Genomic DNA, 15981 nt, shown 5'->3' on the forward strand with positions numbered 1-15981 from the left:
GTGAGGGCTGAGGGCCCCACGCCAGGAGTTCAGACACGCGTTGAATGCCGGACGTGGCAAAGCCGCTCTCGGTGCATCCGCGCCGCTAGGTTGGCCGGGTGCAGTCATCGCTGACCGAACCCCGCAGCCCCGCGCCCGAGGTGGGGCCGCCGCCGGAGGTGGGGCCGCCGCCGCGGCGCTCGAGCGGACGGGCCTGGGAGTGGACGCTCGCGGCGCTCCTGCTCCTGCCCAACCTCGTCCTGCTCATCGTCTTCACCTACCGCCCGCTCCTCGACAACATCCGGCTGTCGTTCACGGACTGGAACATCTCCTCGCCCGTCGCCAACCCCGTCGGGCTGTCGAACTACATCGAGTGGTTCGGGCGGGACGACACGAAGATCATCGTGCGCAACACGGTGGTCTTCACCGTTGCGACGGTCGGCATCTCCATGGCGCTCGGCCTGGGGCTCGCGCTCCTGCTCGACCAGAAGCTCCGGGGTCGCAACCTCGTGCGGTCGGTCGTCTTCGCTCCCTTCGTCATCTCGGGGGCGGCGATCGGGATCGCCTTCCAGTTCGTGTTCGACCCGCAGTTCGGGCTCGTCCGGGACCTGCTCGCGCGGATCGGCGTCGCGTCGCCGGACTTCTACCAGCAGCCGGGCTGGGCGCTGTTCATGGTGACGGTCACCTACATCTGGAAGAACCTCGGCTACACGTTCGTCATCTACCTGGCGGCGCTCCAGGGGCGACGGGCCGATCTCGACGAGGCGGCCGAGATCGACGGCGCCTCCGCCTGGACGCGCTTCCGGCGTGTCCTCATGCCGCAGCTGCGCCCGACGACGTTCTTCCTCTCGATCACGGTGCTGCTCAGCTCGGTCCAGGTCTTCGACATCATCAACGTCATGACCCGGGGCGGCCCCCAGGGCAACGGCACGACCACCCTCGTCTACCAGGTCTACCAGGAGACGTTCGTCAACCAGCGCGCCGGCTACGGCGCCACCGTCGCCACCGTCATGTTCGTCATCCTGCTCGCCGTGACGGTCGTGCAGGTGCGGTTCATGGACAGGGGGAAGCAGGCATGAGCACGTCCACGGTCGTCGAGGACCTCGACGAGGAGAAAGCCCCTGAGGTGCCCGCGCGGCGCCGGCGACGCCGCGCGGCGCACAACGTCGAAGCCTCGACGCACCACCGCGGGCCCGCCTGGACGGCAGCGGGATACGCCGGCATGGTCCTCATCGTCCTCGTCGTCGCCGTCCCGCTCTTCTGGATCCTCATCACGTCCTTCAAGGAGCGTGGCGACATCTACGTCCGCCCCGCCCAGTGGTGGCCCAACCCGGCGACCGGCGCGAACTACAGCGAGCTGACGACCCGCATCCCGTTCTTCGACTACGTCCGAAACTCGGTCATCATCACGTCGGCGACGTCGGTCGCGAAGATCGTCCTGGGCGTTCTCAGCGCGTACGCCCTGTCGCTGCTGCGTTTTCCCGGACGCTCCATCGTCTTCCTCGTGGTCATCGCGGCCCTCATGGTGCCCAACCAGATCACCGTCATCAGCAACTACGCCCTCGTCGCGCAGCTGGGCTGGCGCAACACCTACCAGGGCATCATCATCCCGCTGGCGGGCGTCGCGTTCGGCACCTTCCTCATGCGCAACCAGTTCCTCAACCTGCCCGGCGAGATCATCGAGGCGGCGCGCCTCGACGGAGCCGGCCCGATGAAGCTGCTCTGGCGCGTGGTCCTGCCGATGTCGTGGCCGACGCTCGTCGCCTTCGCCCTCATCACGGTCGTCAACGAGTGGAACGAGTACCTCTGGCCGTTCCTCATGTCCGACGACGAGACGACGGCGCCCCTGCCAGTCGGCCTGACGTTTCTGCAGAACAACGACGGCGTCACGAACTGGGGCCCGGTCATGGCCGGCACCGTGCTGGCGATGCTGCCGATCCTCGTGCTGTTCCTCTTCCTCCAGCGACAGATGATCAAGGGACTCACCGCCGGGGCTGTCAAGAGCTGAACCCGCAGCTGCTGCAGCGCGATTCGCCGTTCATCCACGTCCCACCGACCCAACCCACCACCACAGGGAAAGGCACCATCCATGAACGAGTTCTCACGCCGAGGATTTCTCGGCCTCGCCGGTGCTGCCGGCATCGCCGGGCTCTCCGCGTGCGCCGGCACCGGCACCGCCCCGTCGACGGGCGGCGGAGGCGGCTCGAGCAACACCGTCGAGTTCTGGAGCAACCACCCCGGCAACAGCAAGTCGGTGGAGCAGGCGATCATCAAGGCGTTCGAGGCCGCGAACCCGAGCCTCAAGGTCAAGCTCGTCGACGCCGGCAAGAACTACGAGGAGGTCGCGCAGAAGTTCAACGCCTCCCTGGCCGGTGGCCAGCTGCCGGACGTGGTCGTCGTCTCCGACGTCACGTGGTTCAACTTCGCGCTCAACAAGCAGCTCGCCCCGATGGACGAGCTGCTGTCGTCGGCCAAGATCGACACCAGCGACTACGTCGACGCGCTCTACAACGACTACAACCTGGGCGACAAGCACTATGCCCTGCCGTTCGCGCGGTCCACGCCGCTCTTCTACTACAACAAGGACCTCTGGAAGGCTGCCGGCCTCGAGGACCGCGGGCCGAAGGACTGGGACGAGTTCCTCACGTGGGCACCGAAGCTCAAGGCGGCGGCGGGCTCGGACAAGATCGTCATGGAGCTCCCCGACGGCTCGAACTACCTCGACTGGGTCTTCCAGAACATGGTGTGGGGCTACGGCGGCGCCTACTCCAAGGAGTGGACGCCCACCTTCTCGGACCCCAACACCGTCAAGGCCGGCACCTACCTGCAGAACCTCGCCAAGAGCGGCTTCCTCAAGCTCTCGAAGGACCCGGCGCCCGACTTCACGGCCGGCATCGTCGGCTGCAGCATGATGTCGACCGGCTCGCTCGGCGGTGTCGCCAAGGACGCGAAGTTCCAGTTCGGCACGGCGTTCCTGCCCGGTGAGGGCAACTGCCCCACCGGCGGCGCCGGCGTCGGCATCCCGGCGAACATCTCCGACGAGCGCAAGAAGAACGCCCTGAAGTTCATCGAGTTCCTGACGAACGCGCAGAACACCGTCACCTTCACGCAGGCCACCGGCTACATGCCCGTGCGCAAGTCGGCTGTCGACCTGCCGGCGGAGAAGGCGTTCCTCGCAAAGAACCCGAACGCCAAGACGGCCATCGAGCAGCTGCCCAAGACGCGGTCCCAGGACAACGCGCGCGTGCTCCTGCCCGGCGGCGGGGCACGCATCGGCAAGGGCCTCGACCAGATCGTCCAGGGCCAGGACGTGGCAACGGTCTTCAAGGGTCTCGACGCCGACAGCCAGCAGGTCTTCGACTCGCAGATCAAGAGCAAGCTCAGCGCCTGACGTACTGCACGACCCGGTCGTATGCCGTCCGGCGCGTTCCGCACGGAGCCGCCGGACGGCATTCCGGACCCGACCAGAACGACCCGAGAGGCCAGCACATGGCAACCGTGTACTTCGACGAGGCAACTCGTCGGTTCTCCAAGGACGACACCCCCGCCGTCGACGGCATCACGCTCGACATCGCCGACGGTGAGTTCCTCGTCCTCGTCGGGCCCTCGGGCTGCGGCAAGTCGACGACGCTGCGCATGCTCGCCGGCCTCGAGCCGATCGACGGAGGGCGGATCCTCGTCGACGGGCACGACCAGAAGGGTGTGCGGCCGCGTGACCGCGACATCGCCATGGTCTTCCAGAGCTACGCGCTCTACCCCAACATGACCGCGGCCCAGAACATGGCCTTCGCGCTCGACAACGCCAAGGTGAGCAAGTCGGAGACGAGGCAGCGCGTCACCGAGGCCGCGAAGATCCTCGAGCTCGAGCAGCTCCTCGACCGCAAGCCGGGCCAGATGTCCGGCGGCCAGCGCCAGCGCGTCGCCATGGGCCGCGCCATCGTGCGCAACCCCAAGGTCTTCTGCATGGATGAGCCGCTGTCCAACCTCGACGCCAAGCTCCGGGTGTCCACCCGCTCGCAGATCGCCGGCCTCCAGCGTCGTCTCGGCATCACGACGGTCTACGTCACCCACGACCAGGTCGAGGCCATGACGATGGGTCACCGCGTCGCGGTGCTGCGCGACGGGAAGCTGCAACAGGTCGACACCCCGGAGCGGCTCTACGACCACCCGGTCAACACCTTCGTCGCGGCCTTCATCGGGTCACCGGCGATCTCGCTCGTCGAGTCCGTCGTCCGGGAGGGCGTCGCCCGCGTGCACGGCGTCGACGTGCCCCTCGACCGCGCGGTGGCCGGTCGGGCGGGCGAGAAGGTCGTCGTGGGCCTGCGCCCCGAGTCGTGGCACGTCGTCGGGACGCCGGAGCAGGGCCCGGGCGCGACGTCGGTGGCGCTCAACGTCGAGCTCGTCGAGTCGCTCGGGGCGGAGTCGTTCGTCTACGGCCGTCCGGTCGATGCCGACGAGACGGCGGATCGGGTCACGGTCCGCCTCGACAAGCGCACCCACCTGCGGGTCGGGGACGTCGTGCACGTCGAGCCGAACCGTGGCGAGGTGCACCTCTTCGACGCCGGGTCGGGCGAGCGGATCGAGGCCTGAGATGCCCGCACGCCCCGGTCCCTGGGCCGCCGGCCGGTTCGACGTCGAGGGCCATCGCGGGGCCCGGGGCCTCGTCGTGGAGAGCACGCTCGCCGGCTTCGGGGCCGCCTACGACGCGGGCGTGACCGGAGTCGAGCTCGACGTCCGGCTCACCGCGGACGGCGAGGTCGTCGTCTGGCACGACGCCGTGCTGCTGCCGGAGAAGTGCCTCCCGACCGGGCGCGACCTCGTCGGGGCCCGGGTCGCCGACCTGACGCTGGAGCAGCTGCGCACGGTCGACGTGGGCAGCCGGACGCTGGAGGGCTTCCCGGACCAGCGTCCTGCGCCGGGCGCCCGCATCTCGACGCTCGGGGAGGTCCTGGCCCACGGGCTGCAGCGTGCTCCGGACGTGTGGTGGACGATCGAGCTCAAGATCGACCCGCGCGACGCCGCGGAGTCGGCGGGCCGGCGTCGACTGCTCGAAGGCGTGCTCGCGAGCGTGCACGCGGCGGGGCTCGAGCGCCAGTGCTTCGTGCACTCCTTCGACTGGGCGGTCCTCGAGCTCTCGGCGGAGCTCGCACCGGGCGTGCTCCGCTCCGCACTCGTGGCGCCGGAGACGTGGGTGCCGGGAAGCCCGTGGACGGGCAGCGTCGTGGTGGGGGAGTCGCACGACATGTGCGACGGCGCCGTCGCCGTCGGGGCGCAGGTGATCTCGCCGGCGCACGAGCTCGTCGACGAGGGCCTCGTCGAGCGGGCCCACACGGCGGGACTCGCCGTGCTGCCGTGGACGGTCAACGACCCCGCGCGCATGGTCGAGCTCGTCCGGGCAGGGGTCGACGGGCTCGTCACCGACTATCCCGACCGGGCCGCCTCGGCGCTGTCACGCGCCTCCACCTGACCCCTCGCGGCAGCGAGGGACCGGACCGTGGTCCGGCCCCTCGCTCCCCCTCCGTTGCCCCTTCGGGCGGGAGCCGGGGCGCTCGTGGCACACTCGTGCGATCGGCAGCTAGCGGTCGCAGCCGCGAGTGCAGCAGCTGGATGGGGACCCCTGGACCCCACCCATTCGCTAGAACGCCGTTCCAGCGAACTCATGATGCTTTTCGAAGGGCACCGATGTCAACAGACCGGGCGTACGACAACCGCTCGCGTGCGGAGGCGGCCCTGGCGACCCGGCGCCGGGTCATCGACGCAGCCCGGGCCATCCTGTTGCGCGACGGCTACCACGCGATGTCCGTCAACGCCCTCGCGTCGTCGGCCGGGGTCAGCGCGCAGACCGTCTACAACGCCATTGGCGGCAAGGCGTCGGTCGTCAAGGCCGTCTACGACGTGCTGCTCGTCGGCGACGACGCCCCCGTGGCCATGCAGGAGCGGCCGGAGTTCCGGGCCATGTCACAGGCTCCGGACCGCGAGGGTTTCGTGCGCGCGTATGCCGCCCTGTGCGCCATCATCTACGAGCGCGTCGGACCGCTGCTCGGCGTGCTCCTCGCCCAGGGCTCGGGCGGTGACACGGGCCTGCAGGAGTTCGTCGCGACGATCGACCTCGAGCGCCGCGTCGGCAACACGAACGCCCTGACAGCCCTCGAGGCGGCCCACGGGCTCCCGACCCGGTTCGACCGCGAGCGGTTCACCGACACCGTCTGGACCGTGACCGCCCCCGAGATCTACGACCGCCTCGTGCGACGCTGCGGGTGGACCCACGCGATGTATGCCGCGTGGCTGGCCGACGCGCTCGTCGCGACCTTCGACCGTGCCAGCACCGGAAGCCAGGAGGACTGACCATGCCCCGGCAGATCGCCACCAACACCGACGTCGACCGTGAGGCGATGCTCGACTTCGTGCGCCCCCGCCACTCCATGGTGCTCATGACGCAGCGCTCGGACGGCCGCCCGCAGGCCTCCCCGGTCACCGGCGGCGTCGACGAGCAGGGCCGCATCGTCATCTCGACCTACCCCGAGCGGGCCAAGACGGCCAACGCCCGCCGCCGGCCCCAGGTCAGCGTCCTCGTGTTGTCCGACGACTTCGGCGGCGAGTGGGTGCAGGTGGACGGTGACTGCGAGGTCATCGACCTCCCGGAGTCCGTCGAGCCCCTCGTGGACTACTTCCGCGCCATCTCCGGCGAGCACCCCGACTGGGAGGAGTATCGCCAGGCGATGCGCGACCAGGGCAAGTCGCTGCTCCGGGTCACCCCCACCCGGTGGGGTCCGGTGGCCAAGGGCGGCTTCCCCGCGCGTCTGGCCTGAGACGTCCACGGGCCCGACGGCCCCTAGGCTGGCCGAATGCTACGCGTCGGGGTCACCGGAGGAATCGGTTCGGGCAAGTCCACGGTCTCGCGTCGACTGGGCGAGCTCGGCGCGCACGTCGTCGACGCCGATGCCGTTGCGCGTGAGGTCGTCGAGCCGGGCGAGCCGACGCTGCAAGGAATTCGGGAGCGCTTCGGCGAGGGTGTGATCCGCGCCGACGGCTCGCTCGACCGGGGGTCTCTGGCCGCCATCGTCTTCCCCGACCGTGACGCCCTCGACGCCCTCGACGCCATCACCGGGCCCGCGATAGCGTCCCGGGTTGCCGGGCAGCGGGCCGCCGCTCCCCGTGACGGTGTCTCCGTCTACGACATGCCCCTCCTCGTCGAGCGCGGCCTCTGGGTGCACGAGCACCTCACCGTCGTCGTCGAGGCCGACGTCGAGACCCGGGTGCGCAGGCTCGTCGAGCAGCGAGGCCTCCCGGAGGAGGACGCCCGACACCGCGTCGCCGCGCAGGCCACCGACGCACAGCGGCGCGCCGTCGCCGACGTCGTCCTCGACAACTCCGGCACGCCGGACGAGCTCGAGCGCGCCGTCGACGCGTTGTGGGCGGAGCGCTTGCAGCCGTATGCCGTCAACCTCGCGGCCGGCACCCGGTCCCGCCGCTCGGACCTGGCAGCCGACGTCATCGTCGCGCCTCGCGTCGACTGGGAGCCCCGCGCCGAGCGCGTCGTCGCCCGAGTCGCCGCGGCGCTCGCGGCCACCGGCGTCGTCACCGAGGTGTCGCACATCGGCTCGACGTCCGTGCCGGGCCTCGTCGCCAAGGACGTCATCGACGTCCAGGTCGGGGTGCACCACCTCGCCGACGCCGACCGTGACGACGTGCGCGCAGCCTTCGCCGACGCGGGCTACGTCTTCAACCACGGCATCCACTCCGACACGCCCCACCCCGGTGGCGCCGACCCTGCGGAGTGGCTCAAACGCTTCCTCGGTGGGTGCGACCCGGACAACCATGTCCACGTCCATGTACGCGAGAAAGGCTCTGCGGGTTGGCGATTCGCGCTGCTCTTCCGAGACTGGCTGCGCCACGAGCCCGCTGAGCGGGACGTCTACGCGGCCGAGAAGCGGCGCCTGCTCGCACTCCACGAGAGCACGTCGGACTACGTGGCGGCCAAGGAGCCGTGGTTCGAGGGCGCGTGGCAGCGCGCCACGGACTGGGCCGAGCGCACGGGGTGGCAGCCGCGCTAGGGAGGCACCCGGCATACGCACGCGGTGCGTGGTGTTGTGGCTGGCATGCGCGGTGAGTACAAGGTTCCCGGTGGCAAGCTCGTGGCGGTCGACCTCGAGGAGGTGGATGGGCGGCTCGCGGGAGTCAGCGTGTCCGGAGACTTCTTCCTCGAGCCCGACGAGGCGCTCGGCGACATCAACGCGGCGCTGACGGGGATGCCCGTCGACGCCGGTGTCGAGCAGCTGGCCGGGGCCGTCACCGGCGCTCTCGCCGATGACGTGTCGCTCATCGGCTTCACCGCCGAGTCGATCGGCATCGCGATCCGCCGCGCCCTCGGCAAGGCGACCGGGTGGGACGACCACCACTTCGACGTCATCCCGGCCCGCGTGCTCGACCCGGCCCTCCACGTCGCCCTCGACGAGGTCATCGCCCACGAGGTCGCCTCGGGGGAGCGGCCCCCGACGCTGCGCTTCTGGGACTGGGACAGCCCGCTCGTCGTGATCGGCTCCTTCCAGTCCGTCCGCAACGAGGTCGACCCGGAGGGCGCGCAACGACACGGCATCGACGTCGTGCGTCGGGTCTCCGGAGGGGGCGCGATGTTCATGGAGCCGGGCAACACCATCACGTACTCCCTCGCCGTGCCGACCTCGCTCGTCGAGGGCCTGAGCTTCGAGCGCTCCTACTCCTTCCTCGACGAGTGGGTCATCGAGGCGCTCGCCGACATCGGCGTCGACGCGCACTTCGTGCCCCTGAACGACATCGCGAGCGACCGCGGCAAGATCGGCGGCGCTGCCCAGAAGCGCTTCGCCTCCGGCGCCGTGCTCCACCACGTGACGATGGCCTACGACATCGACGCCGACAAGATGCTCGAGGTGCTGCGCATCGGCCGCGAGAAGATGAGCGACAAGGGCACCAAGTCGGCCAACAAGCGGGTCGACCCGATGCGCTCGCAGACGGGCATGACGCGTGACGCCATCCTCGAGTCGTTCGCGGCGTCCTTCGCGCGTCGCTACCGCTCGAGCGGCTCCGACTACCGGCCGGACGAGCTGGCTGCCGCCCAGCGGCTCGTCGACGAGAAGTTCGCGACCCCGGAGTGGACCCACCGCGTGCCCTGACGTCGAGGACGGCGTGTCGGCTCCGACGTCCCTCCCGAAGCGGCAGACTGACCGCTCGCGAACCGAAGGGACCACCCATGAAGTACGTCATCCTCATCCACTCGAACCCCCAGCCGTGGGGGCACCCGACCGGTGACTTCGTCGCCGAGGCGCTCGCCCGGCCTCAGGAGGAGCGCGACGCCGGGGGCGCAGCCTTCGACGCGATGCTCGAGGAGCTCTCGAAGAGCGGGGAGCTCAAGGGCGGCGAGGCCCTCGGCGACCCCACGTCCTCCCGGCTCTACCGTTGGGCTGCCGACGGCACCGTGGCCACGGACGGGCCGTATGCCGAGAGCAAGGAGCACCTCGCGGGCTTCTTCCTGCTCGACGTCGCGTCCCGGGAGCGGGCGGAGGAGATCGCGGTCAACTTCGCCGGGCCGGGCGACACCGTCGAGCTGCGCCCCGCCTACGTCTGGGACGAGTCGCCCGAGGGCTGACGGCCGCGCCGCCCGGGGGACCGAGCGCATCGGCCGCGGTGGGGTCGGTCCGGGTCGCTCCGGGTCGGGCTCGGGGTCTGGGTCTGGGTCAGAGCCAGCACGCGTGACGCACGGCGACCGCCACGGCCGGCGCCAGGGGCAGCCGTGGGACCAGTGTGGCGCCGACGGCGTGGTAGAGGTCGGCCTTGCCGGGCCACACGGTGTCGGTGGGCACGTTGTGCTCGTCGAGCTGGTGGTGCCAGGAGCCGTGCACGTCATCGACGAGCGCCAGCCGGATGTGGTCCCACCACGTGGCGTAGTGGTCGGCGTAGGCCTGCCGTCCGGTGCGCTGGTGCAGCGCCGCCGCTGTGGCGGTGGCCTCGGCGGCCACCCAGTGCATGCGGTCGCGCACGACCGGGGCTCCGCTCCAGTCCGTGGTGTAGACGAAACCCGGGTTGCCGTCGACGTCCCAGCCGTCGGCCACCGCACGGTCGAAGAGCGACTCGGCGGCCCGGAGCAGCGCCGGCGACGCGGCATCCCCTGCGGCGAAGGCGGCGGCCTCCCCGTGCAGCATGAGCCGAGCCCATTCGAGGGCGTGACCGACCGTCGCCCCGTAGGGCTTGAACGGGTCGTCGGGTCGGTCGGCGTGGTGCTCGAGCTGCACCTGCCACCTGTCGTCGAAGTGCTCCGGCACGCGCCACGCGTTGTCGGCGGCCCAGGCCGCGACGCGGTCGAGGATGCCGAGTGCCCGCGCGCGGCAAGTCGCGGCCGTGTCGCCGTCCCCGAGAACGTGGGCCAGCACGTCGGAGGCGGCGAGCATCGCCTCGGTCGAGTGCATCGCCGCGTTGATGCCGCGGTAGCCGTCGAGCTGCTCGAAGCCGGTGTCCCAGAGGTCGACAGGCAGCTGCTCGTGTGCGTCCCAGAAGCGGGTGTCGAAGACGGCGAGTGCGTCGCGCAGCAGCTGCGCGGCGCCGGGGCGCCCCGCCGCCGTGGCCGTCGATGCGGCGAGCACGACAAACGCGTGGTCGTAGCACGCCTTGCCGGTCGCAGGGCGGCCCGTGGCGTCGAGCGAGGGATACCACCCACCGTGCTCCGGGTCGCGCAACGGGCCGGTGAGGCCGGCCAGTGCGGCGTCCGCGACGGGTCCGCTGCCTGGCAGCCCGAGGAGTGCGCCGAGCGAGTAGACGTGGACCATGCGTGCCGTGATCCACGTGTGCAGTCCCCGCTCAGGAGCTGGGCGTCCCCGATCGTCGAGCCACCATGCGCCCCCGCCCTGTGCCGCGCACTGCGCGCCGAAGGCGAGCAGGTCCCGACAGTGGTCGTCGAGCCAGGCGCGGTGTGTGGCCTGACCGAACCACGGCACGGCCGCGCCCGTCACCGCGCCCGTCACCGCGCCCGTCACCGCGCCCGTCGCAGGCGGAGCGTTGCGAGCTGGAACGGGCGGAGCGAGAGCCGCCCGTCGGCGTCGAGCAGCACCGAGCCTTCCTCGAGCGGTCGCTCGAGCAGGTCGGTCTCGACGATCTCGGCCACGTCGAAGCCGGGCACGAGACGAGCCTGCGCCCGACCACCGTGTGCCTCGTAGAGGCGCACGACCACGTCACCGCTCCGGTCCTCGGCCATCTTGACCGCCTCGACGACGACGGCCTCCGACCCCTCCACCCGGACCAGGGGGTCGGGCACGGCCGCGCCTGTCACCCGCCGCAGGGGGAGGTTGATGCGGTAGCCCTCACGCACGGCCTCGGGGATGCCGGCACCGACGACGAGTCCGACACGCAGCCGGTGGCGGCCCTGGTCGGCCTCCGGGTCCGGGTAGGCCGGGGCCCGCAGGAGCGAGAGGCGCACTGTCGTCGTCGTCCCGCCGGACTCCCGCGTCGCGCGGCCGATGTCGTGACCGTAGGTCGAGTCGTTGACCACGGCCACGCCCCAGCCGCTCTCGCCCACGTGAACCCAGCGGTGCGCGCAGGTCTCGAAGCGCGCCACGTCCCACGAGGTGTTGCTGTGCGTCGGACGGTGCACGTGGCCGAACTGGATCTCGGAGGCAGCCCGTTCGGCGTGCACGTCGATCGGGAAGGCGAGCTTGAGCATCTTCTGGCGCTCGTGCCAGTCGATGTCGAGGTCGAACCCGATCACGCTGCGGCCGGCCTCGAGCGTGATGAGCTGCTCGATCCGGGAGGAGCCGAAGGAGCGCACGACCAGGACCCTGGCGCGTGAGTCGTCACACGCGTCCACCTTGACGACGTCCGCGGACACGAGGTCGGTGGTGTGCCGCCGGTAGTGCTCGTCGATGTCCCACGCATCCCACTGCGTCGGGGTGTCCCGGTGCAGCTGGAGCAGGCCACCCCTCGTGCCCGGCGCGAGCGTCTCCCGGGCGCCGGCGCGCAGGTCCAGCACCGAGGCGAGCAGGCCGTCGGCATCGACGACGGCTCGGACGATCCCGTTGTCGAGGACGATGCCGCCTGCGTCATCGTGCTCGACGGTGACGGGCTGCCTTGTCGCGTGGACGTCTTCGGGGTCACTGCGGGTCCCGCGGTCACCTCCCCCCTCGGCCTCGGCCGCGGCTGCCGCCCCGGCCCCGAGCGCAGCCGCGCCGTCGACGGCATACGGCGCCGCGTTGAAGACGAGGGGTTGGCCACCCTCTCCGGCTATCTCAGCGAGCGAGGTGGAGATGAGCGCCTCCAGCCGCTCCGCCACCTCGGCGTAGCGCTCCTCCGCCTCACGGTGCACCCAGGCGATGGACGTGCCGGGCAGGATGTCGTGGAACTGCTGGAGCAGAACCGTGTGCCAGGCCTGCTCGAGCGCGTCGTAGGGGTATGCCGTGCCGCCCCGGACGGCGGCCGTCGTGGCCCAGAGCTCCGCCTCGCGCAGCAGGTGCTCGCTCCGGCGGTTGCCGCGCTTGGTGCGGGCCTGCGAGGTGTAGGTGCCACGGTGGAACTCGAGGTACATCTCGCCGCTCCACACGGGCGGGTCGGGATACTCGGCCTGGGCGTCCCGGAAGAACTCGTGGGGGCCTCCCAGCTCGACCCGGGGCGAGCCCTCGAGGTCCCTGGCGCGAGCGGCGGCGGCTAGCATCTCGCGGGTGGGACCACCGCCACCGTCGCCGTAGCCGAAGGGCAGCAGCGAGGTGTTGGCCCGGCCCTTCTCGGCGAACTGGCCCTCGGCCCGGGCGAGGTCCTCGGCCGACACGAGGGAGTTGTAGGTGTCAGCGGGCGGGAAGTGGGTGTATATCCGGCTGCCGTCGATGCCCTCCCACCAGAAGGTGTGGTGCGGCATCCGGTTGGTCTCGTTCCATGACGGCTTCTGCGTGAGGAACCACCTGGCCCCGGCAGCGGTCGCGATCTGCGGCAGGGCGGCGGTGTAGCCGAAGGAGTCCGGGAGCCACACGTCGAGCGGCTCTACCCCGAGCTCCTCGGCGAAGAAGCGCTTCCCGGCGACGAACTGTCGGGCGAGCGCCTCACCCCCGGGCATGTTGGTGTCGGACTCGACCCACATGCCGCCCACCGGCACGAAGCGGCCTTCGCGCACCCGGGCGCGGATGCGCTCGAAGAGCTCGGGCTGCGTGTCCTTGACCCAGGCGTACTGCTGCGCGGACGAGCAGGCGAAGACGAGGTCGGGGTTCTCGTCCATGAGCGCGAGGACGTTCGAGAAGGTGCGGGCGCACTTGCGGGCCGTCTCGCGCGTCGGCCACAGCCAGGCGGAGTCGATGTGGGCGTGCCCGACGGCAACGACCCGGTGCGCCGTCGCGTCGGCGCGAGCGTCCAGGACGGCACGCAGCGCGTCGCGGCCGGCGCTCGCGGTGCCCGCCACGTCCTCGGGATCCACGGCGTCGACCATGTCCTCGAGCGCTCGGACCACCGTGGCCCGGCGGGAGGACGTCGGCGGCAGCTGCTCGATCAGGCCCGTGAGCGCGATCACGTCCTGGTGCAGCTCCCACACCGTGACATCGAGCTCGGCGAGGTCGGCCGCACGCCAACGGTAGAGGGGGACCTGACCAGCGGTGGCGAGGTCGCCGAGGCGGGTCGGCTCGAAGGTGAAGGCGCCGCCGCCGGCGACGTCGGGGTTGGCCGAGGCCTCGAGCAGCAGGTCGACCGAGTCGCCGGTGGCGGCGTCAGCCAGCCGGATGTAGCGGTTGCGCGGGTGCAGGCCCTTGATCACCGTGCCGTCCGGCCGGTAGGCGGTGGCCTCCGCCTGGAAGCCGGGGTGCGTGTCGGAGTAGCCCAGGTCGACGACGACCTCGACCCGGGTGCCCTCGGTGCCCCAGCCCGCTGGCACGTCTCCCGTGACCCGGAACCACGTCGTGCCCCAGGGGCGACCCCACGGTGTACCGGGCTCGATGGGCTCGAAGTCCGAACCGACGGCCTCGGCGAAGGGGACCGGCTCGCCGGGCACCACCCAGTGCCGGGTCGACAACGCCTCACGGCGGCGGTAGAGCGAGGGGATGACGCGCTCACGGACGAAGCGGTCGACCCGCATCTCGACGAGCTTGGTGTTGTCGTGCACGACGGAGGATTCCTCTCAACCTTTGACGGAGCCGGCGAGGGCGAAGGAGCCGCCCGCGAGGCGTTGGACCAGCAGGTACAGCACGAGCACCGGCACGGAGTAGAGCACCGAGAACGCGGCCAGCTGGCCGTACGCGATCGCGCCGTTGGTGCCGAAGAAGGTGTAGATCGACACGGCAGCAGGCTGTTTGGCCGGGTCGAGGAGCAGCACGAAGGGGACGAAGAAGTTCCCCCATGCCTGGGTGAAGACGAAGATGAAGACGACGGCGAGGCCAGGTCGCATCAATGGGACGACGACCCGGCGCAGCGCCTGCATCGCGCTGGCGCCGTCGACCCATGCGGCCTCCTCGAGCGAGATCGGCACGCTGTCCATGAAGTTCTTCATCATCCACACCGCCATCGGCAGCGACGTTGCCGCGAGGAAGAGGATGGTGCCGGGCATCGAGTCGAGCAGGCCGAGGGTGACGAAGAGTGCGTAGACGGGCACCATGACCGCGGTGATCGGCAGGCAGCTGCCGAAGAGGATCGTGTAGAGGAAGCTGCGGTTGAACCGCATCTTGTACCGCGAGAGGGGGTATGCCGCGAGGACCGCCACCAGGACCGTGATCAGCGCCGTGCTGCCCGAGATGACGAGCGAGTTGAGCAGCGGTGTGAAGGTGAGCTCGGGCGTCAGCACGGTGCGGTAGTTCTCGAGGGTTGGTGACGTGGGGACCGTGACCGACACGGTGGCAGAGGGGTTGATCGACGCCAGCAGCAACCAGGCCAGCGGCACGATGAACGCGACGGCGACGATGACGAGAGCGGCACCCGCAGCGAGGGAGGTCCCCTTGCGCGTGGGCGACGACAGCTGTGGTGGAGCCGGACTCGGCACCGGGGGAGCGACGGTGCCCGGCACGGCGGCCACGGGCGACGGCCCGCGGCGCGAGGCCTGGGTGGTGGACTCGGTCATCAGTCGACCTCCGGCTTGAGGACGCGGACGTAGACGAGGGCGAAGGCCGCGCCGATGACAAGCGTCACCGTGGCGATTGCGGTGCCGTAGCCGACCTGGGCGAACTTGAAGGCCTGCTGGAAGGCGAGAACGGGCAACGTCGAGCTCTTGGTGCCGGGGCCCCCTCCCGTCATGACCCAGATCAACGTGAAGACGCCGAGCGTCTGCAACGTGGTCAGCATCATGTTCGTGGCGATCGCACGCCGGATCATCGGCAGCGTGATGCGGCTGAAGCGCTGCAGGGCGTTCGCGCCGTCGATCTGCGCCGACTCGGTGATCTCCGGTGGGACCTCGGCCAGGGCGGCGTTGTAGACCATCATCGAGAAGGCCGTGCCGCGCCACACGTTGGCGAGGATGACCGAGAGCATCGGGAACAGGATCAACCACGACGGGCCGTCGAGCCCCAGCCAGCCCAGGGCGGTGTTGAGCGTGCCCTCGGAGGAGAAGAACGCATACAAGGTGAAGGCGGCGACGATCTCGGGGAGCACCCAGGCCATGACGACGAGGGCGCTGACGAGGGAGCCGAGCCGCTTGGGACCGGCGCGCAACAGCAGCGCCAGCGCCATCCCGAGGACGTTCTGGCCGATCACCGCGGAGGCCACGACGAAGAGCAGCGTGAGCCAGGCCGACTCCCAGAACTGGCCACTCGACAGTAGTCGCGTGTAGTTGTCGAGACCGACGAAGTCCGGGTTGGCGGCACGGTAGCCCGACATGGCCGCGTTGGTGAGCGAGCCGTAGAGCGCGTACCCGATGGGGCCTGCGAGGAAGATCGCCATCAGGACGATCGCGGGGCTGAGCGGCAGCAGCCGCAGGGCCGCCCGCGCCCGCCCCTTCACGGGTGCGCCGGGTCCGCCGGGACGGGAGCTGACCGGAGCCGGCTCCCGACGCGTCGGGCCCTGAGTGTCCAGGGCGGTCAT

At 70.7% G+C, this 15981-nt stretch carries 14 protein-coding genes; 10 read left to right on the forward strand and 4 right to left on the reverse strand.

The features are described from left to right. The first annotated feature begins 98 nt into the window (after positions 1–98). From AB4030_RS04755 to AB4030_RS04800, 10 genes are all read left to right on the forward strand, one after another. A complete protein-coding gene (locus tag AB4030_RS04755) occupies positions 99–1058 on the forward strand; it encodes a carbohydrate ABC transporter permease (protein WP_442278044.1) in 960 nt (319 codons plus the stop codon). Next, complete coding sequence (locus AB4030_RS04760; RefSeq protein ID WP_442278045.1) at positions 1055–1987, forward strand: carbohydrate ABC transporter permease; 933 nt, start codon at positions 1055–1057, stop codon at positions 1985–1987. The genes AB4030_RS04755 and AB4030_RS04760 overlap by 4 nt, the downstream gene beginning before the upstream one ends. A gap of 81 nt (positions 1988–2068) precedes the next feature. Then, complete coding sequence (locus AB4030_RS04765; RefSeq protein WP_442278046.1) at positions 2069–3370, forward strand: ABC transporter substrate-binding protein; 1302 nt, start codon at positions 2069–2071, stop codon at positions 3368–3370. Between the two features lie 98 nt (positions 3371–3468). Beyond that, positions 3469–4569 (forward strand): ABC transporter ATP-binding protein, encoded by a 1101-nt coding sequence (locus AB4030_RS04770; RefSeq protein ID WP_442278047.1) that lies wholly within the window; start codon positions 3469–3471, stop codon positions 4567–4569. 1 nt (position 4570) lies between these two features. Beyond that, entirely contained in the window at positions 4571–5446 is an 876-nt protein-coding gene (locus tag AB4030_RS04775) for a glycerophosphodiester phosphodiesterase family protein (protein ID WP_442278048.1), read from the forward strand. Positions 5447–5661: 215 nt separating this feature from the next. Then, entirely contained in the window at positions 5662–6324 is a 663-nt protein-coding gene (locus AB4030_RS04780) for a TetR/AcrR family transcriptional regulator (RefSeq protein ID WP_442278049.1), read from the forward strand. 2 nt (positions 6325–6326) lie between these two features. Beyond that, a complete protein-coding gene (locus tag AB4030_RS04785; protein WP_442278050.1) occupies positions 6327–6788 on the forward strand; it encodes a PPOX class F420-dependent oxidoreductase in 462 nt (153 codons plus the stop codon). 36 nt (positions 6789–6824) lie between these two features. After that, entirely contained in the window at positions 6825–8033 is a 1209-nt protein-coding gene (coaE, locus tag AB4030_RS04790) for a dephospho-CoA kinase (RefSeq protein ID WP_442278051.1), read from the forward strand. Positions 8034–8078: 45 nt separating this feature from the next. After that, on the forward strand, positions 8079–9128 hold the full coding sequence (locus AB4030_RS04795) for a lipoate--protein ligase family protein (RefSeq protein ID WP_442278159.1): 1050 nt from the start codon (positions 8079–8081) through the stop codon (positions 9126–9128). 77 nt (positions 9129–9205) lie between these two features. Next, positions 9206–9601, forward strand: a complete 396-nt coding sequence (locus tag AB4030_RS04800) for a YciI family protein (protein WP_442278052.1) — start codon at positions 9206–9208, stop codon at positions 9599–9601. Between the two features lie 88 nt (positions 9602–9689). Here AB4030_RS04800 and AB4030_RS04805 read toward each other — a convergent pair whose 3' ends face one another. Genes AB4030_RS04805 through AB4030_RS04820 form a run of 4 tightly spaced genes read right to left on the reverse strand, consistent with a single transcriptional unit; the run spans position 9690 to position 15981 of the window. Next, complete coding sequence (locus tag AB4030_RS04805; protein WP_442278053.1) at positions 9690–10982, reverse strand: AGE family epimerase/isomerase; 1293 nt, start codon at positions 10980–10982, stop codon at positions 9690–9692. Further along, on the reverse strand, positions 10979–14077 hold the full coding sequence (locus tag AB4030_RS04810) for an alpha-mannosidase (protein ID WP_442278054.1): 3099 nt from the start codon (positions 14075–14077) through the stop codon (positions 10979–10981). Before AB4030_RS04810 ends, AB4030_RS04805 begins: the two co-directional genes overlap by 4 nt. Positions 14078–14092: 15 nt before the next feature. After that, positions 14093–15025, reverse strand: coding sequence for a carbohydrate ABC transporter permease (locus AB4030_RS04815; RefSeq protein WP_442278055.1), 933 nt, complete (start codon positions 15023–15025; stop codon positions 14093–14095). After that, positions 15025–15981: a carbohydrate ABC transporter permease gene (locus tag AB4030_RS04820; protein ID WP_442278056.1), complete on the reverse strand. Its 957-nt coding sequence runs from the start codon at positions 15979–15981 to the stop codon at positions 15025–15027. The genes AB4030_RS04815 and AB4030_RS04820 overlap by 1 nt, the downstream gene beginning before the upstream one ends.

The organism is Terrabacter sp. 2YAF2, assembly GCF_052114705.1.
Taxonomy (GTDB): Bacteria; Actinomycetota; Actinomycetes; order Actinomycetales; family Dermatophilaceae; genus Terrabacter.